Source organism: Caenimonas sp. SL110 (genome assembly GCF_001044395.1).
In the GTDB taxonomy this organism is placed as follows: Bacteria; Pseudomonadota; Gammaproteobacteria; order Burkholderiales; family Burkholderiaceae_C; genus Ramlibacter.
On the sequence record NZ_JANU01000029.1, the window covers coordinates 1 to 16,654 of the forward strand.

Sequence of the window (16,654 nt, forward strand, 5' to 3'; positions counted from 1 at the left end):
CGCGATTTGCGGCAGGGGGCCGATTACTTCGCTTGATCCGCAATCCATCTCTGCTCAAGCGCGGCTGCCGCTTCGCGGTGGATGCCGGATCGAGTCCGGCATGACAGCCGGTAGAGGCTAGACATGGCTAAAAGAGACCACGTCAGCGAAACCCCGGCGACTGCCTTCCTCAAGGCGAACAAGGTCGATTTCACCGAGCATCCCTACGAGTACCTCGAGCACGGCGGCGCGCAGCACAGTGCGCAAGTGCTGGGCCTGGACCCGTTCACGGTGATCAAGACGCTCATCATGGAAGACGAAAAAGCCAGGCCGCTCGTCGTGCTGATGCACGGCAACCGCAAGGTGTCGACCAAGAACCTCGCGCGGCAGATCGGCGCGAAATCGGTGGAGCCATGCAAGCCGGAGGTAGCCAACCGGCACAGCGGTTATCTGGTGGGCGGCACGTCCCCGTTCGGCACGCGCAAGGCGATGCCGGTCTACATCGAAGAGAGCATCGCCCGGTTGCCGCGCATCGTGCTCAACGGCGGTCGGCGCGGCTATCTTGTGGGCATCGATCCTCAGGTTTGCGTGCAGTTGCTCGGTGCAAGGACGGTGAATTGCGCGCTGGCAGAATAGCCAGTCGCACACGCCGGAGACAACCGCCTTGCCTTACATCCATTCCATCCTCGCGGTGCTCGCCGCCTATCTGGTCGGCTCGTTGTCGTTCGCGGTCCTCGTCAGCCGTGTGATGGGGCTCCAGGACCCGCGCACCTTTGGCAGCAAGAACCCCGGCGCGACCAATGTGCTGCGTTCGGGCAGCAAGCCCGCTGCCATCGTCACGCTGCTGCTCGATGCGTTGAAGGGCCTGATCCCGGTGCTGCTGGTGCGTCGCTATGGCGCTCCGTTCGGCATGGAAGAAGGAGCGATGGCGATGGTGGGGCTCGCCGCATTCCTGGGGCACCTGTGGCCCGTGTTCTTTCACTTCAAGGGCGGCAAGGGCGTGGCGACTTTTATCGGGGTCGTTTTCGGCATCAACCTCTGGCTCGGCCTGGCGACAGCGCTGACATGGCTGATCATCGCGTTCTTCTTTCGCTACTCGTCGCTCGCCTCGCTGGTGTCGGCTGTGTTCGCGCCGCTGTATTACCTGCTCGGTCACGGCGTGGCCTGGTATTCGGATACGGCAGTGGCCATCGCCCTGGCCGCGATGGCCGTGCTGCTGGGCTGGCGGCACCAGGAAAACATCGCGCGGCTGCTCAAGGGAACTGAATCGCGACTGGGCTCGAAAAAAGCCTGATCGTCCCGTCCGGTCCGGTGGGATCGCGTCCTACGCACCATCCACCTGGATGGTGCTAGGATGGTTTCATGCCACCCCGTAGCGCCACCCTCGCAGCGAAATCTGCCGCACCCAAGCCCGCCGACGAGAAGATCACGATCAACCTGGGTTGTGTCGATCTCGGCCAGATCGACCTGCTGGTCCAGGAGGGCTTCTACAACAACCGCACCGACCTCATCCGCACGGCGATCCGCAACCAGCTGGGCACGCACCAGGATGTCGTCCGGCAGGTCATCGCGCGCAAGACACTGGTGCTGGGTATCCAGAACTTCACCGCGCAAGAGCTCAAGGCCGTCAAGGCGGCCGGGCAGGTGTTGCAGATCCGCGTGCTCGGGCTGGCTTCCATCGCAGCTGACGTCACCCCGGCGTTGGCGCTTGCCACCATCGAATCCATCACCGTGCTGGGCGTGCTTCATGCAAGTCCGGCGGTGAAGGAAGCCCTGAAAAGCCGCATGAGCGGCGCATGAAAGCAGTACCCATGAACCCCACGCTCCAGAAACTGATGCAGGCGACCGCGAAGATCCAGGCCGCGCTCCATGGCGCCATGCCGTCCTCCAGCCCGTCCTCCAGCCCTGTGCCCACTTCCGAAGTCATCGACGTGCAGGCGCGTGAACTCACCGACGCCATCGACCCTGCGGCCCATCACACCGCGGACACCACCGGCGCTGCGGCGTCTTCACAGTTCATCACCGGCACGCACACCAGCGGTGCCATGCAACGCGACTACAAACTGTTCGTCCCGCCGGGCGCAGCCGATGGCGCGCAGGCCGGGTCGTTGCCGCTCGTGGTCATGCTCCATGGCTGCAAACAGAACCCCGACGACTTCGCAGCCGGAACCGCCATGAACGAGCTGGCAGCGCAGCAGGGCTTTTATGTCCTGTACCCGGCGCAGTCGAGGCAGGCCAACCCCCAGGGATGCTGGAACTGGTTCAAGCACACCCACCAGCAGCGCGGCCGGGGCGAACCCGAGGTGATCGCCGGCATGACGCGCGCCGTGATGGCGCAGTATTCGATCGATGCGAACCGCGTCTATGTTGCAGGACTCTCAGCCGGCGGGGCGATGGCGGCCATCCTGGGCGCGACCTATCCCGACCTGTACGCAGCGGTTGGCGTTCACTCCGGTCTGGCGGCCAGCTCTGCAACGGACCTGTCCGCAGCGCTGTCAGCCATGCGAAGCGGTGCGCCAGCCGGGTCGAACGCCATGCAAGGCGTGCCCACGATCGTGTTTCATGGCGATGCCGACTCGACTGTGCACCCGTCCAATGGCGACAGCGTGATCGCATCTTCGACAGCCGGCGCTTCGCTGGTCGAGACGCACAGCGTTGATGCCGCCGATGCGCGAGCAGCCACCCGACATGTCCACACCGAGCAGTTCACCGGACGCGTCGTGGCCGAGCACTGGGTCGTGCATGGTTCGCCTCATGCATGGTCGGGCGGATCGGCCGCGGGCTCGTACACCGACTCGCGCGGCCCGGATGCCAGCGCCGAGATGGTCCGGTTCTTCCTGGAGCACCCCCGACCGGTTTCGCAGTAATTTGCGGCTCAGATCGCGGCGGATTCCTACGCAGCCGCCGCGCCCGGCTTCGTAGCATGAACACATGAAAATCATCCGCTACCAAGAACCCACCGCAGCCCAATCCGCCGTTGATTCTGCCGTCGAGACGCTCAAGGAAATCAAGGCCGCCGACGATGCCCGCCCGGGCATCCCCGGTGAACACTGGATGGTGCTGGGCGCCGGCATCGGCGTATGGCTGCTGTCGCGCAGGAGCCCGTCGCTGTTGCTGCGCACGCTGGGCCTGATGGCTGGCACCGCGCTGGTGGGGCGCGCTGCCAGCGGCCGCGATGGAGCCGTGAAGCTGCTGCGCTACCTGCCCATCGGCAGTGCGATCAGGCGCAAGGTCTGACGACTTTTCTTCAACGCGAACGCCCACAAAAAAGCCGCCCGGTGGGGCGGCTTGTTCGTTGCGCGGGTCAGGTCTTACCGGCCGTCGCCGTCGGCGTCACCGGGCATGGCGCGCTCGATGCGGTCCCATGCAGCGCGCGAGGCGCTCTTGGCTTCTTCCCAGTTCAGGCGCGACTTGCCCCTGGCTTTTTCCCAGTCGCTGCGCAAGCTGGGTTCGATCGAGTCGAACGACTTGCCGCCCGATGCCTGTGCACGCTCCCAGCCGGTGTAACCCGAGCGGAAGGCTGGCGCGTAGTCGTCATAGGTGTAGTCGGACTTGTAGCTGGGGTGCTTGTTGTAGTTCTCGCGCCAGTAGCTGTCTTCCACCGTGGGGTTCACGCCTTCGGCTGCAGCCTTGCCGGCCATGCCGCCTGCAACAGCGCCGATGACGGCGCCTGCAACCGTGCCGATCGGACCTGCGACCGAGCCCACGGTAGCGCCTGCGACCGCGCCGCCTGTCGCACCCATGCCGGTGCCAACAGGATGAGCGCCCGGCTCGCCGGTGATGGGATCGGGATTGCTTGGCTTCTTGTCTGTCATGGCTTATCTCCTGGATGAAGTTGGATCTGTCCGCTCGGCATTTCGTCGGCGGCAGTCCAGCTTGACGGACTCAAAAAGCCCAGCCTGTCGGCACGCCGCGCAGGCAGTTGTCAGACGAGATTGATGAGGGGCCTGTTCAGCCCAGGACGATGACTCGCGCCTTGGGCACCGCCGTGTACGGGTCGTAGCCGATCATCCCGGCGCGGAAGGCTGCTTCCTGGTTGGATGCGATGCGCTTGCGCTGTTCGGCCGTGGCCACGTTGAGGCTTTCCAGCAGGTCGGGTTCCAGGCGAACGGTGATCGGCGTGGCCATTTCGTAGCGCGCGTCGCGGTGCTGCTGCTTGGAGATCGGCCACGAGATGGCCAGGGTTCCGGTGGGCAGCTGTATGGCCTGCGCGTGCGGCGGAAACAGGTGCCGCACTGCAGCCCAGATGGCCGAGCGCGCCGGATCGAGCGATGAGGTCCTGACAGCAGGTGCCGCCGCTTCTTCGGGTGTGCTGCCCTCGCGAAGCCATGCAATGGCCGTGTCCCTGTCGCCGAACACCTTCATGGTGACGCCATGGGTGCGCGCGACGTTTTCGCTGGCATGTGTGATGCGGTCGACGGGAACGGCAGAGGCCACGCGCTGGACGTGTGACAGGCTCTTGCCGATCTGGTCGCCGACCTGCATCTGCCCGGCAACCTGCGGTTGGCCGTCCAGGTGAAGCAGGTCAAAAAGCACGCGCTGCTCGCCGCTTTGCCGGGTCAGGGTGCCCAGCTTGGCGATGACCTCCAGCAGGGTCCCCAGGTCAAGCGAGCCCGCCGCTTCGAGCCCCATGAAGTCCTTTTGCCGCACGATGCGGATCTGCATCGGCCCGGCCTGGGGCGCACGAGAGGCTGCGCCTTCGGTGACTTCGGCAGGTGGGGGTCGCATGGCTCGACTGTAGCGTGCCCGCAGCCGGATGGGGCAATGCCCGACTGCGCGGCCTCAGATCAGCTCGTATTGCAGCCCTGTCTGCGCAAGGCCCGCCAGGCCGATGTGCGCGATGTTGTAGTCAAGCTCGGCAGCGAGCGTGCCGATCACCGCTTGCGAATTGCCGGTATCCAGGATGTGGACGATGGGCGCGATCGCATCCGGAGTTCCTGCCACGCCGGCGATGTTGAGATAGATGCGCTCTGCGAACTGCTGGTTGCTGTGGCCGCCGGCTTCGCTGCCAAAGCGGTCCGATGCAGCCGCCACGCCCACGACCGCCTCCTGGCTCATGCCGGAGTCGAGCATGGCGATGTATTGGCCTACGAGCGCCTTTTCCTGCAGCGCCGCGACACCGAACAGGGCGCCGATGATCTTGGCAGCGGTGCCGGCATGGCCCGATGCGATGTCGTACGCCACGTTTGTGTCGGTGTATGACACGCGTTCAATCGAGATGAGTTTGTCCAGGTCGGTGTTGGCCAGGTCGTCCACCACCAGCCCCACGTCGTTGTGCGTGACGGAATAGTCGGCCCTGGCCTTGGTATAGACAGCCCGGTCAATGCCGCTGCCGCCGTCGATCGTGTCGCTGCCACCCAGGCCCGTGATGGTGTCATTGCCGCCACGTCCGACGATGTGCTGCTCGCCCGCATCGCCGGTGATGGACTCGGCGGAATCCACACCCAGCTTCACCGATGCGACATCGGCTTCGAACTTCAGGTCGGTGGAACGCATGCCGAAAATGTCGGCTGCGACAGAGGCGATATAGCCCTGGCTGTAGCCGGCTTGCAGGTAGCCGACCAGTTCGGCCTGCACCGGCGCAGACGGCAGCACGCCGGCCACATTCTTGTACATGGCATTGACGAAATCGATATCGGAATGCGATCCGGCCGCCAGCGCGAATTCGTCGGATGCGACAGCGATGCTGGAGACCTCTTCCAGCGTGAGGCCCCACTGGAACAGCTCGAAGTAATAGCCCACCAGGGCCGGGTTGGCCAGGCCCACCGTGCCGAACAGCGTGCCCACCACTTGCGCGGCGAGCAGTCCGGCGCCGGTCGTGGTGACGACGAAGTCGCCGTCCTGGAAGCTCAGCACCTCGACACCCGACAGGGTGTCGCGCCCCTCACCGGCGCGTTCGACCGTCAGGCCAGTGCCGTACACCTGCACCGAGTAGGCGCTGCGCAGCTGGTTGAGTGCGTAGCCGCCCGTGTCCACCCCGGAACCACCATCGAGGAAGTCGCTGCCATTGCCCCCGGCCAGCACGTCGTTGCCGTTGCCGCCCACCAGCAGGTCGTCGCTGTTATCGCCCTGCAGGTAGTCGTTGCCGTCCATTCCAGTCAAGGTGTCCAGGCCCGCGCCGCCGTACAGGTCGTTGTCTTTGGCGTCACCCGTCAGCGAATCGTTGTAGTTGGAGCCGATCAGCCCCTCTATGCCGGTGAGGGTGTCGTTGCCGTCACCGCCGCTGGACAGGCCCGTCGCGAGACTGACGGTGACTCCCGAGGGTGCTGCGTCGTAGAACGCGAGGTCGAAATCGGCACCGCCATTGATGAAGTCGTCGCCCAGGTCCCCCGCAAGGCCGTCATCGCCCGTGGCACCCTGCAGCGTGTCGTTGCCCGAGCTGGCATAGACGATGTCGTCGCCGTCGCCGCCATCGAGAGAGTCATTGCCATCGCGGCCTTCGAGGTAGTCGTTGCCGGAAAAGCCGAAGATGGTGTCGGCGTTGGTGGTGCCCACAAGCGTGTCGTTGTTGGGGCCGCCGTTGAAAGTTGCCAAGTTGCGCTCCTGTTACTGCTGGGGTGGTGCGAAATGAATTGCGCACCAGATGGTCGTGCGCCGATTCTGCATGAAGAGATGAATATGCTGACTCGCGGTCAATATGGAAATTTATGGTATGTCGTTGAATTTAAATGTATTTCCGAGTAAATTGCATAAATCTTGATTTAGTCGGAAACTGGATATGGTCCATCAGCTGCTGGAACTTGATGAGTCGCAGCTTCGCGAGTTGGTGAACGCACAAAGCACCTGGCGCGCTTTCAATGCTGCGCGTCGTGAGGCGTCGCAAGTCAAGGGCTCGATGACCTGGAAGCAGGTGGGCGGCGGCACGTACCTGATTCGGGCGAGCGCAAGCGGCGCCCAGAAATCGCTGGGTCCGAAAGACGAGCGCACCGTGCAGATGTTCGAGAATTTTCAGGCGCGAAAAAAGCCAGCACAGATGCGTCTGGCTGCATTGAAAAAGCGCCTTGAAGAACAGCGAAAGCTCAATCGCGTCTATCGCGTCGGCCGGGTGCCGACAATCGTGGTTCGCGCACTGGCCGCACTCGATGCAGCTGGCGTCGCCGACAACTTCATGGTGATCGGGACGCACTCTGTCTACGCCTATGAGACTGCAGCCGGTGTGCGTGTGGAGCCCGGTGCGCTCGCAACCATGGACCTGGATCTGCTGTTCGACGCGCGGCAGCGACTGGCGTTTGCAACCACGCTGCAAAAGGGAGGTGCGGGCTCGCTGATCGGCATCCTGCGAAAAGCCGATCCAACGTTCAAGGTCATGCGCAATCAACTCCAGACGGCCGTCAATGACGACGGGTTCGAGATTGATGTCATACGCAGAAAGGCCACGGGTGACGATCCTCACCCGATGCTGATGTCGGAGGACGAAGACGATTTTTGGGCGGTGCAAATTGCCGATGGCGACAAGATTGCCAGTGGACGGCGGTTCGAGCAGCTGGTGATCGGTGTCAGCGGTGAGATGGCCATGATGAGGACGCTCCATCCGCTGGACTTCATCCGGCTGAAGCAGCGCCTTTCAAAGCTCAAGGGGCGCGATCCGCAGAAGGCGCCCAAAGACCGGCTCCAGGCAAAAGTAGTCCAGCAACTCTGGGACGAGTACCTTCATCGTCTTGAGCGTCCGCAAAGCTGAGCCGAAATCTGCGCGGCGGTTTCACTCCGGCCTGATATTCCTGTCCTTCACGATCTGCGCCCACTTGGTCGATTCCTTGTGCATGAACTCGGTGAGTTCGGCGCGCGTGGTGGGATGCGCGGACAGGCCGTGCTTCAGGAGCGCTTCGCGGACGCCGGGGTCATTGAGCACCTTGACGATTTCAAGGTTGTAGCGGTCGAGCATCGCCGCGGGCATCTTTGACGAGCCCACGAATGCATACCAGTTGAGCGCCTCGAATCCGGGCAGGCCCGACTCGGCCACGGTCGGAATGTTGGGCATGTAGGCGGGGCGCGTGAGCCCCGTGGTCGCCAGCGGAATCAGCTTGCCCGACTCGACGTGCGGCAGCGAGGTCGGTGGTGCAGAGAAGTAGCCGGTGAATCGGCCCCCCAGCAGGTCGTTCATCGCAGGCGCGCCGCCCTTGTAGGGCACGTGCAGCATTTCAGTGCCGGTGCGCGCCGCGAAGAGTTCGCCCGCCAGATGCGATGCGGAACCGTTGCCTGTCGAGGCGTACGACACATTGTTGGGTGCCTTCCTGGCCGCCGCCAGGAAGTCCGCCATGTTCTTGATGCCCGCGCCCGGATGCACCACCAGCAGGTTCGGAAAATTCACCCCGCCAGAGATGGCAGCCAGATCTTTGAACGGGTCGTAGGCAAGCTTCATCATGTGCGGCGCAATGGTGAGCGGGCCGATCGAGCCCAGCAGCAGCATGGTGCCGTCGGCGGGGCCCTGCGCGACCTGCTGGTGGGCGATGTTGCCGCCTGCGCCAGCCTTGTTTTCGACAAGGACGGTCTGGCCGATGTTCTCGCCCAGCTTTTTGGCGATGAGCCGGGCCGCAGCGTCTGCGGCCCCACCGGGCGCAAAGCCAACGACCAGCGTGATGGGCTTGGCCGGAGGAAAGGCCTGTGCAAGGGCTGCAGCGGGATTCAGCAGCGCGGCGGCAGAGGTGATTGCGAGCGCGCGCAGCAAACGTGAAACGGGACGGTGGTTCATTTGAGGCTTTCGAAAAGGCGCGATGAGGTTATCACCCGCTGCCGCTCCCGGTGCTCGGGGTTGTCCAGCGGTAGGCAAAAGTTGCACTCGACTTCACCGATTGACGCTGGGTCCGGCCTGCCTATACGCTGTCTGCGACACGTCCAGGTGAGCTTGCATTTCCCAACATCACAGGAGATTTCATGCGATTGCTGCAAAAACTCGTCTCGGCTCTGGTCCTGCTTTGCAGCGCCTTCGCTGCAGGGGCGGCCGATCCGGACTACCCCACCAAGCCCGTCAAATTCATCGTGTCGTACCCGCCGGGCGGCACGACCGACATCCTCGCGCGACTGATGGGGCAGTGGCTTTCCACGCGGCTCAACCAGCAGGTCGTGGTTGAAAACCGGGCCGGTGGCGGCAACAACATCGGCACCGAAATGGCGATCCGCTCGCCCGCCGACGGCCACACGATCTTTTTGGTCAACCCGGCCAATGCGATCAACGCGAGCCTCTACCAGAAGCTGTCGTTCAACTTCCTGGACGACATGGTGCCGCTGGGTGGTCTCATTCGCGTGCCCAACGTGATGACGGTTACCAAGAACTTTCCGGCAAAGACTGTCGCCGAGTTCATCGACTACGCGAAGAAGAATCCGGACAAGGTGAACATGGCTTCGTCGGGCGCGGGCACTTCGGTGCACCTGTCGGGCGAGATGTTCAAGTCGATGGCGGGCGTGAGCATGAAGCACATTCCGTACAAGGGTGCGGGCCCCGCCACGGTGGACCTGATCGGCGGGCAGGTCGATGTGATCTTCGACAACATGCCGTCCATCATCAGCCACATTCGCGCGGGCACGGTGCGCGCCATCGGCGTGACCAGCACGCAGCGCTCGCCCGCCTTGCCCGATGTTCAGGCCATTGCAGAAACGGTGCCCGGATACGAGGCGAGCGCCTGGTTCGGCATCGCTGCGCCCAAGGGCACACCGCCTTACATCGTGGCGCGCCTGAATCGCGAGATCAACGCGGCGCTGGCCGATCCGGCCATGAAGGCGAAGTTTGCGGACCTGGGCGGCCTGCCGATCGGCGGCACGCCCGAGCAGTTCTGGGCGATCCACCGGATGGAAACCGAGAAATGGGCGAAGATCGTGCAATTCTCAGGTGCGAAAGCCGAATGACATTTTCCAGAATCTTCTCCGCGCTGCTGATCGCTGCAGGTGCCCTCGCTGCAGTGCCTGCAGCCCTTGCGCAGTCTTCACAGACTTACCCCACCAGGCCGATCCGGCTGGTGGTGCCGTTTCCGGCGGGCGGTGCGACCGACATCTTTGCCCGCGCCGTTTCGCAAAAGCTCGGTGAGCGCCTGGGCACCACGGTCGTCGTGGACAACAAGCCCGGTGCAGGCGGCACGATTGGCTCGGACCTCGCGGCCAAATCCGCGCCCGACGGCTACACCCTGCTGCTGGCGACCAGCAGCACCCACAGCATCGGACCGAGCTTCGGCAAGGTTCCCTACGACGCGGTCGCCGACTTCACGCCCATCACCCATGTGGGCAATGCACCGAGCATCATGCTGGTGCCCAACAGCTCACCTGCGAAGACGGTGAAGGAGTGGGTCGATCTCGCGCGCAAGAACCCCGGCAAGCTCAACTATGCAAGCAGTGGCAACGGCACCGTTGTGCATCTGGGCACCGAGTACTTCAAGGCGATGGCCGGGCTGTACCTGGTTCACATTCCGTATCGCGGCACCGCGCTGGCCATTCCTGATCTGGTGAGTGGCAAGCTTGATCTGTTGCTCGATTCGCTGCCCAGCGGCTTGCCGCACGTGAAGGAAGGGCGCCTGCGCGCATTGGGCATCACGACCGCGAAGCGCTCGCCCTTGATGCCCGATCTGCCAGCGATTGCCGAGACGATTCCGGGTTTTGTTGCGGTGACCTGGTTTGGCCTGTATGGACCCAAGGGCCTGCCCAACGATGTGGTGATGCGATTGAGCACTGCCGTCAATCAGGCCCTGCAGGATGCCGATGTGAAAGAGCGTCTCGCGCGGCTGGGGATCGAGCCCGTGGGCGGCACGCCGCAGCAGTTCATCGCGATGACCAACGCCGATCGCGCGACGTGGAAGAAGATCATCATGGATCGGAAACTGACGGCGGATTGAATGGCGACGGCTGTTGAAGACATGGATTGCGCATCGAGCCCGCAATGACAGCCCGGCTGTCATGCCGGACTTGATCCGGCATCCACCGCGCAGCGGCGACGGCCGTTGAAGACATGGATTGCGCATCGAGCCCGCAATGACAGCCTCAAGTCACCCGCTCGAAGTCGATGAAGCTTTGAAGCGCATCGACCGCCACCAGCCGCACACGCAGCACATCACCCACATCGAGTCCTTCAAACCCGCGCACGACGCGGCCCTCGAGCATCGGGCGGTGAATGCGCACGAAGGTGCCCTTGGGCGCTGCGCCGGTCACGATGGCATCGAATGACTCGCCGATGCGGTCATGCAGCAGCCAGGCACCTGCAGCCTTCAATACCTGCCGCTCGACCTTGTTCGCATTGTTTTCCTGCGTGGTGCTGTGGCTGGCAATCGCGGCGAGCGCCTCTGCGTCATAGGGCGGCGCGTCGCCTGCGATGGCGGCCTTGAGCAGGCGCTGCGTGATGAGGTCGGGATAGCGGCGGTTCGGTGCGGTGGAGTGAGCGTAATCAGCCACAGCCAATCCAAAGTGCCCCTGCGATTTGACGCCCGCAGCGCCAGCCGAATACTCGCCCGCGCCCAGCATCTTCACCACCGACAGCGACAGGTCGGCAAACCCTTCGGGGTCGGCCTTGCGGCGAAGCTGCAAAAAGCCATCGAGCGCCAGCGCATCGGCCTCTGCGGGCAAGGCGACACCATGCGAAGCCGCAAGCGCGACGATGCGGTCCCAGCGCCGGGGCGCCTGCAGCAGACGCCGCAGCGAAGGAAAACCCTTTTCCACGAGGTAGCGGGCCGTTGCGCCATTGGCCGCAATCATCAGGTCGGCAATCAGATCCTTGGCGCGATTCTTCTCGTCGGGTTGCAGGTCAACCAGCTCACCGTCCTTGAATACCGGGCGCGCTGCGCTCGACTTCAGGTTCAATGCGCCGCGGTCGCTGCGCAGCTGCCGAAGCCGCGATGCCAGTGCATCGTGCAGCCGCAACTGCTCTTCCAGGCCCGGCACCTGCGCGAGCTTCGGCAGGGGCGGCGCTTGTCCGTCCAGCCATGCAGACACGGCGTCATAGGCCAGCTTGGCGTGGTTGAAAACCGTCGCGCGGTACACGTCTGCCTGCGCCACCGCACCATCAGGCGCTACCCGCATGTCCACGACAACGGCCAGCCGCTCCTGCGACTCGTGCAGCGAGGTCAGGTCGTTGGACAGCAACTCCGGCAGCATCGGAAAGACGCCGGCTGCGGTATAGACCGATGTGGTGTTGGCGCCCGCGTGTTCGTCGATCGCGCGGTCCGGCTTGACCAGCGCATCGACATCGGCGATGGCCACCAGCAGCCGCGTTCCGCCGTCAGGGTGCTCCTGCGCAAAGCTGAGCTGGTCGAGGTCGCGCGTGTCGTCGTTGTCGATTGAAAACCACAGCAGGTGCCGCAGGTCGCGAATGTCGCCGCTTCGCTCCGGCGCTTTGGTGCGCGCAGCCTCTGCTTCGCGCAGCGCTTCGGGCGCGAAGGCGGGCCGCAGATCGCGCGTCTTCATGGCTTCAATGGCGATCTGGCGCAGGTCGATGGGATTCATGTATCAGGCAGTGATTTTTGCCTGACTACTCTACCGCCGAATATCAGCCCGTGCGGTTGCAAGCGCGCTCGTCAGTCGTAAATCGAGCCGCCATAGGCCGATCCACCAAGTCCAGCGGGTTCCTGCGCGCGTGGCGGCTCGGCAGCCGTGTCGATGCCCCTGCTGCCTAGTACCGCACGTATGCGATCAGCGAGTTCCGGGCCCGACACGTACTGCCCGGTCGGCGCGAGGGGTGCGGTCTTGAGCACCGCGCTGATCACTTCGCCTGCGGCGCCCACGCAATTGGGGGCATGGCGGTTCTTGCTGTGAAAGCCGGGGACAGCCGCCTGCTCCATGGTCTGGCGCACAAGGACTGCGTCGTCCTGAGTTTGCAGAATTTGCACGAACTGGCGCGTGCCGTGAAGAAGCCGCTCGGGCATGAAGCTGCCTCGCCGCTGTATGTAGCCCATGTCGTCGACATAGCTGCCGCAGGGTCCGAAGCCCATGGCCGGGGGAAACGAAAAACTCTTTTGTTCCAGTTCGGAAAATTCGAGTTGCACATGCTCACCCGCTTTTCCATGGACAAAATGAAGCCCGCGCTGCGGCGGCTCGCCATGGCGGCGGGGCAAGGGGGTCTCGACTCGCATGGCCGCTGCGAGCCGGGCATGGCCGGCTTGCGAGGCACGTCGGCCCGCCGTGGTGGAACTGGAAATCATGCCCGCGATCTTTCCGGCCCGCGGGTCCCCCGGTAACTAGGGAAAGCCTGCACGAGTCTTTGGTCTCGCGCTCGCCATGCCCCGTCAGATTTCGAGCTGTCCGGTCAGGCTCACACCGATGATCTCCACGCTCGAATGGCCGTTGCCGTCATCGAGCGTCACGGTGAAGTACTCCATGCGCCCGGCGCCCGGTGCCAGCAGCGGGTCCGCGACCTGGTTGTTCACCGTGTAGAGCCAGTTGACCTGTCCGGCATGACCGTCCGAGCGAATTTGCGCCGTGAGTGTTCCCAGATTGCCGTCCTGCGATTGCACGCTCACCGAGTGTTCGGCGAATGCTGCATCGACGAAGGTAAACGCGCCTGCCGTTGCCAGCGTGGCTGATTCATGGGTGCCGCCCAGGTCCGTGACGGCGCCCGGTGCGCTCCAGTGGTACGTCTGGTCGAAGCCCAGCGTGGCCGATGCCACCTGCTGGAGCGCCACTGCAGTCGCTGCATCGATGCCCAGGTCTTGCGCCACGACATCGCCCGCGCCCAGCACACGCGCATCGAGTCCCGTCATCGTTTCAAACAATGTGAGGCCTGCGAGGTACGAGCCGTACTTGCTGGCGTGCAGGTTGTCGTCAAACCAGAGGTTGATCTGGCCGGTGCTGACGCTGTCTGTTTCGGTCTCGGTGTACGGATCGCGGATCGCAAGGCCTGCCTGCACGGCGGCCATGAAGGCCGTGCTCACCGGCGCGACGCCGACGAAATCGGTGTTGGTCTCGGCCAGGTGGGTGTACGCGGCGGTGAGGTCGGCGCTCATCTCTTCGAGCGTGAGGTAGTAGGCCGTGGCCTTGGTGTCCGACTGCGAGATCGTGCCGCCTGTGTAGGCGCCGTTTGGCTGCAGGATCTTCTCGGTGAGCATGTCCCAGGCACCGGCGACCATGTCGGGGCGAGCCCATGTCGCGTACAGGTACACGTCGGTCTCTTCGCTGGCGTTGGGGTTCGCGGCAATGGCACCGTCGGCGGCGCCGGTGTGGATGTAGTTTTCGATCAGCGTCGCGTACTGCTCGAACGCGGGGATGTCGGCGTTGCTGCCAGAGGTGGTTTCCAGCGACGCTGCCGTGGCGCCGGTGGTGGAAATGCCGAAGTCGGACTGGGTCGGCTCGCCCGAGAAGTAGGTAGCCGTGCCGTCTTCCTTGAACTTCACTGTCAGCGCGCTGGTCGTGCTGCCGCTGCGGGTGAAGGTGTAGATCAGGCTTTGTCCGGCGCTCTCGTAGGCGCTGGCGGCCGAACTCAGCGATAGCGTCACGTTGGGCAGGGTCAGGTCGGTGCCGACCGCGAAGTCGTCGTTGACGATGGTGGCCTTGACTTCGCCTGCGGTGCCGACGTTGTAGTTGGCGTTGGATGACAGCGTGAGCTTGACCGACTCGTCGGATTCAATCGTCGCGTCGGACTTGGGGTCGAGCGTGATGCTGGCCGATGTCTGACCGGCCGGGATGACGATGGTGCCGGTGCTGCTGGTGAATGAAATGCTGCCGGTGGTGGTCGGCGCTGCGGTCGAGCCGCTGGTTTCAAATCCGCCGCCGCTGCTAAACCGATAGGCTGAGCTGCCCGTGGCGCTCGTACCGACAAACGCGCCCGTGGCGATGTTGTAGTGCTCCAGGTCCGCTGTGATCGAAGGTGCGGTCGAGCCATCGCGGGTCGCTGCAAAGTTGATCGTGATGGCATTCGTCGTGGCACCGGTTCGCGTGAAGGTGAAGACAAGGTTGCCTGCGCCGTCTTCGGCAGCCGAGCCCTGTGCAGCCACCAGCGTGATCGTAGGCAGCGCCGGATCGGTGACGGGTGCCGTGGGGTCGTCGTTCTGGATGGTGGTGGTCACTGCGCTGCTGGTGCCCACGCGGTAGGCCGCGTCGGCTGACAGCGTGAGCGAGAGCGTCTCGTCGTATTCCTTGAGTGCGTCGCTGGTGGGCGTGACGATCAGCGTGGCCGTCGAACTGCCGGGGGCGAAGGTGATGGAGCCGGAGCCGCCGGGCAGGGGTTCATCGGTCTGGTCCTGCAGCACGACGATGTCCCATTCCTGGCCCGAGATGTTGCCGCGCAGGTCCCATGCGGCTGGCGATGTGTTGAGGTAGTGGCCGCGCAGTGTGGCTGCGTTGCGGGTCGAAAGCGACACATCCCAGCTCAGGCCGACCTGGTCGGCGAACATGTCCACCAGGCCCGGCACGCCGCCCCAGTTGTGCGGCTCGTACAGGTTGGCGCCGGTCTGGTTGGCGAAGTTGCCGCCGCGATCGGGTGAGGTGAGGTCATGCACGCCGCCGGGGTTGGTCTGCGCGTCCCAGGTGTTGTACGACATGACCGGATCGGCGCGGCCGAATGTCGCGCTGTTGCCCACGAACAGGACTTCATTGAACACGGTTGCGATGCTGACGCTGGGAGCCAGTGCGCCTGTGCCCTCGGCGGCGACGCCTGCCAGGCCTGCCAGGTCGGTGAAGTTGCCCGGCAACACGGTGACCTTGCCGCCTGTGCTGAGGTTGGCGCTGGTGGCGGCGGTGAAGGTTGCGGTGCGCACCAGGCCCGTGCCGGTGAGGCCCGTGAGCGTGCCGCCCGACACTGCAATATCGCCCGCGATGAAACTGGTGCCCGGGTCTTCGCTGAAGGTGAATGTGATCGTTGCCGATTCACCGTCTTGCAGCAGGTCGGCGGAACTGGTGATGGCAAGGGTGGGCGCGACGTTGATGACCGAGACCACGACGGCCTGAGTTGCAGTCTGCTCGCCGTCGTCTGCGATGACGTTGAATTCGTAGCTCGCCTTCACTTCGTAATCGGGAGATGCCTTGAGCGTGACCACGCCCTCGCTGGAGATGTTGAGCAGCGCTGCATCCGCGCCAGACAGCGAGTAGTCCGGCGCCCCGAGGCCGTCGGCATCGGTGGTGGTCGCGGTGTAGATCGCCGTGGAGGTCGGTGCGTTCTCGGTGACGCTGCCGGTGCTGCCGGACGTGAACACCGGCGCAGTGTCGTTGGCGTTGTCCACGGTCACATGCACGGCGCGCACGGTCGTGTTCACGCCGTCGTTGGCAACCACGTTGAAGTCGTAGCTCGTGCGAGTCTCGTGGTCAGCGGGCTCCAGCAGCCGGACGACGCCCGAGCGCGAGATTTCCAGCAGGTGCGCGTCTTGCCCGGTCAGGCTGAAGTTGGCCTGGCGAAACGGCTGGTCTGCATCGGTGGTGCTTGCGCGATAGACCACACGCTCGCCCTCGGCGACAAAGCCCTTGCCGCCCGACGTGAAGACGGGTGCTTCGTCGTTGAGATTCTTCACGCCGACCCTGATGGACTGCGTGAGTGTGTGGGTGCTCGTGATGATGAGCAGGTCGAACGAGTAGAGCGTGCGCACCTCGTAGTCGGCGGGGTTCCTGAGCGTGACGACACCGTCGCTCGATACCTTGAAGAAGGCTGCATCTGTGCCGGAAAGCGCGTAACTCAAACCAGACGCGCCGTTGTGGTCGAACGAATAGATCGGTGTATCGACAGGCGCGTTTTCCGCAATCTTGACTTTGCGTGCTCTCATGGGGAACTCCAGAAAAA

The 16,654-nt window shown here is 64.0% G+C and carries 15 protein-coding genes; 8 read left to right on the forward strand and 7 right to left on the reverse strand.

Annotated features, from left to right (window positions below):
* Nucleotides 1-123: 123 nt before the first annotated feature.
* The 5 genes from ybaK to AQ12_RS13725 all read left to right on the forward strand — a co-directional run bounded on the left by ybaK (nt 124) and on the right by AQ12_RS13725 (nt 3,216).
* On the forward strand, nt 124-615 hold the full coding sequence (gene ybaK, locus AQ12_RS13705; RefSeq protein ID WP_048440498.1) for a Cys-tRNA(Pro) deacylase: 492 nt from the start codon (nt 124-126) through the stop codon (nt 613-615).
* A gap of 28 nt (nt 616-643) precedes the next feature.
* Nucleotides 644-1,273, forward strand: coding sequence for a glycerol-3-phosphate 1-O-acyltransferase PlsY (gene plsY / locus AQ12_RS13710; protein ID WP_048440499.1), 630 nt, complete (start codon nt 644-646; stop codon nt 1,271-1,273).
* Nucleotides 1,274-1,341: 68 nt separating this feature from the next.
* A complete protein-coding gene (locus AQ12_RS13715) occupies nt 1,342-1,779 on the forward strand; it encodes a CopG family transcriptional regulator (protein ID WP_048440500.1) in 438 nt (145 codons plus the stop codon).
* Nucleotides 1,776-2,846, forward strand: a complete 1,071-nt coding sequence (locus AQ12_RS13720; RefSeq protein WP_053076728.1) for a PHB depolymerase family esterase — start codon at nt 1,776-1,778, stop codon at nt 2,844-2,846. The genes AQ12_RS13715 and AQ12_RS13720 overlap by 4 nt, the downstream gene beginning before the upstream one ends.
* A 64-nt stretch (nt 2,847-2,910) precedes the next feature.
* Entirely contained in the window at nt 2,911-3,216 is a 306-nt protein-coding gene (locus AQ12_RS13725; protein WP_048440502.1) for a hypothetical protein, read from the forward strand.
* Between the two features lie 74 nt (nt 3,217-3,290).
* Here AQ12_RS13725 and AQ12_RS13730 read toward each other — a convergent pair whose 3' ends face one another.
* From AQ12_RS13730 to AQ12_RS13740, 3 genes are all read right to left on the reverse strand, one after another.
* Nucleotides 3,291-3,794 (reverse strand): hypothetical protein, encoded by a 504-nt coding sequence (locus AQ12_RS13730; protein ID WP_048440503.1) that lies wholly within the window; start codon nt 3,792-3,794, stop codon nt 3,291-3,293.
* A gap of 136 nt (nt 3,795-3,930) precedes the next feature.
* A complete protein-coding gene (locus AQ12_RS13735) occupies nt 3,931-4,707 on the reverse strand; it encodes an STAS/SEC14 domain-containing protein (RefSeq protein WP_048440504.1) in 777 nt (258 codons plus the stop codon).
* A 54-nt stretch (nt 4,708-4,761) separates the two neighbouring features.
* Nucleotides 4,762-6,513, reverse strand: a complete 1,752-nt coding sequence (locus AQ12_RS13740) for a calcium-binding protein (protein WP_048440505.1) — start codon at nt 6,511-6,513, stop codon at nt 4,762-4,764.
* Nucleotides 6,514-6,697: 184 nt separating this feature from the next.
* Here AQ12_RS13740 and AQ12_RS13745 point away from each other — a divergent pair, with 184 nt between their 5' ends.
* A complete protein-coding gene (locus tag AQ12_RS13745) occupies nt 6,698-7,657 on the forward strand; it encodes a GSU2403 family nucleotidyltransferase fold protein (RefSeq protein WP_048440506.1) in 960 nt (319 codons plus the stop codon).
* A 21-nt stretch (nt 7,658-7,678) separates the two neighbouring features.
* Here AQ12_RS13745 and AQ12_RS13750 read toward each other — a convergent pair whose 3' ends face one another.
* Entirely contained in the window at nt 7,679-8,668 is a 990-nt protein-coding gene (locus tag AQ12_RS13750) for a tripartite tricarboxylate transporter substrate binding protein (protein ID WP_048440507.1), read from the reverse strand.
* Nucleotides 8,669-8,850: 182 nt separating this feature from the next.
* Here AQ12_RS13750 and AQ12_RS13755 point away from each other — a divergent pair, with 182 nt between their 5' ends.
* Both AQ12_RS13755 and AQ12_RS13760 read left to right on the forward strand, forming a co-directional pair.
* Nucleotides 8,851-9,819: a tripartite tricarboxylate transporter substrate binding protein gene (locus AQ12_RS13755; RefSeq protein ID WP_048440508.1), complete on the forward strand. Its 969-nt coding sequence runs from the start codon at nt 8,851-8,853 to the stop codon at nt 9,817-9,819.
* Nucleotides 9,816-10,796, forward strand: coding sequence for a tripartite tricarboxylate transporter substrate binding protein (locus AQ12_RS13760; protein ID WP_048440509.1), 981 nt, complete (start codon nt 9,816-9,818; stop codon nt 10,794-10,796). Before AQ12_RS13755 ends, AQ12_RS13760 begins: the two co-directional genes overlap by 4 nt.
* 145 nt (nt 10,797-10,941) lie before the next feature.
* Here the strand turns inward: AQ12_RS13760 and AQ12_RS13765 are convergent, their stop codons facing one another.
* The 3 genes from AQ12_RS13765 to AQ12_RS13775 form a co-directional block, all read right to left on the reverse strand.
* Entirely contained in the window at nt 10,942-12,396 is a 1,455-nt protein-coding gene (locus AQ12_RS13765; protein ID WP_048440510.1) for an RNB domain-containing ribonuclease, read from the reverse strand.
* A 71-nt stretch (nt 12,397-12,467) separates the two neighbouring features.
* On the reverse strand, nt 12,468-13,091 hold the full coding sequence (locus AQ12_RS13770) for a hypothetical protein (RefSeq protein WP_048440511.1): 624 nt from the start codon (nt 13,089-13,091) through the stop codon (nt 12,468-12,470).
* An 84-nt stretch (nt 13,092-13,175) separates the two neighbouring features.
* A complete protein-coding gene (locus AQ12_RS13775) occupies nt 13,176-16,637 on the reverse strand; it encodes a cadherin domain-containing protein (RefSeq protein ID WP_048440512.1) in 3,462 nt (1,153 codons plus the stop codon).
* Nucleotides 16,638-16,654: the final 17 nt, after the last annotated feature.

What these genes read in the sequence shown, in the direction of transcription:
- AQ12_RS13770 (WP_048440511.1), bottom strand. Translation starts at nt 13,091, where the DNA reads ATGATTTCCAGTTCCACCACGGCGGGCCGACGTGCCTCGCAAGCCGGC.
- AQ12_RS13765 (WP_048440510.1), bottom strand. Translation starts at nt 12,396, where the DNA reads ATGAATCCCATCGACCTGCGCCAGATCGCCATTGAAGCCATGAAGACG.
- ybaK (WP_048440498.1), top strand. Translation starts at nt 124, where the DNA reads ATGGCTAAAAGAGACCACGTCAGCGAAACCCCGGCGACTGCCTTCCTC.
- AQ12_RS13720 (WP_053076728.1), top strand. Translation starts at nt 1,776, where the DNA reads ATGAAAGCAGTACCCATGAACCCCACGCTCCAGAAACTGATGCAGGCG.
- AQ12_RS13745 (WP_048440506.1), top strand. Translation starts at nt 6,698, where the DNA reads ATGGTCCATCAGCTGCTGGAACTTGATGAGTCGCAGCTTCGCGAGTTG.
- AQ12_RS13775 (WP_048440512.1), bottom strand. Translation starts at nt 16,637, where the DNA reads ATGAGAGCACGCAAAGTCAAGATTGCGGAAAACGCGCCTGTCGATACA.
- AQ12_RS13730 (WP_048440503.1), bottom strand. Translation starts at nt 3,794, where the DNA reads ATGACAGACAAGAAGCCAAGCAATCCCGATCCCATCACCGGCGAGCCG.
- AQ12_RS13735 (WP_048440504.1), bottom strand. Translation starts at nt 4,707, where the DNA reads ATGCGACCCCCACCTGCCGAAGTCACCGAAGGCGCAGCCTCTCGTGCG.
- AQ12_RS13755 (WP_048440508.1), top strand. Translation starts at nt 8,851, where the DNA reads ATGCGATTGCTGCAAAAACTCGTCTCGGCTCTGGTCCTGCTTTGCAGC.
- AQ12_RS13760 (WP_048440509.1), top strand. Translation starts at nt 9,816, where the DNA reads ATGACATTTTCCAGAATCTTCTCCGCGCTGCTGATCGCTGCAGGTGCC.
- AQ12_RS13715 (WP_048440500.1), top strand. Translation starts at nt 1,342, where the DNA reads ATGCCACCCCGTAGCGCCACCCTCGCAGCGAAATCTGCCGCACCCAAG.
- AQ12_RS13725 (WP_048440502.1), top strand. Translation starts at nt 2,911, where the DNA reads ATGAAAATCATCCGCTACCAAGAACCCACCGCAGCCCAATCCGCCGTT.
- AQ12_RS13750 (WP_048440507.1), bottom strand. Translation starts at nt 8,668, where the DNA reads ATGAACCACCGTCCCGTTTCACGTTTGCTGCGCGCGCTCGCAATCACC.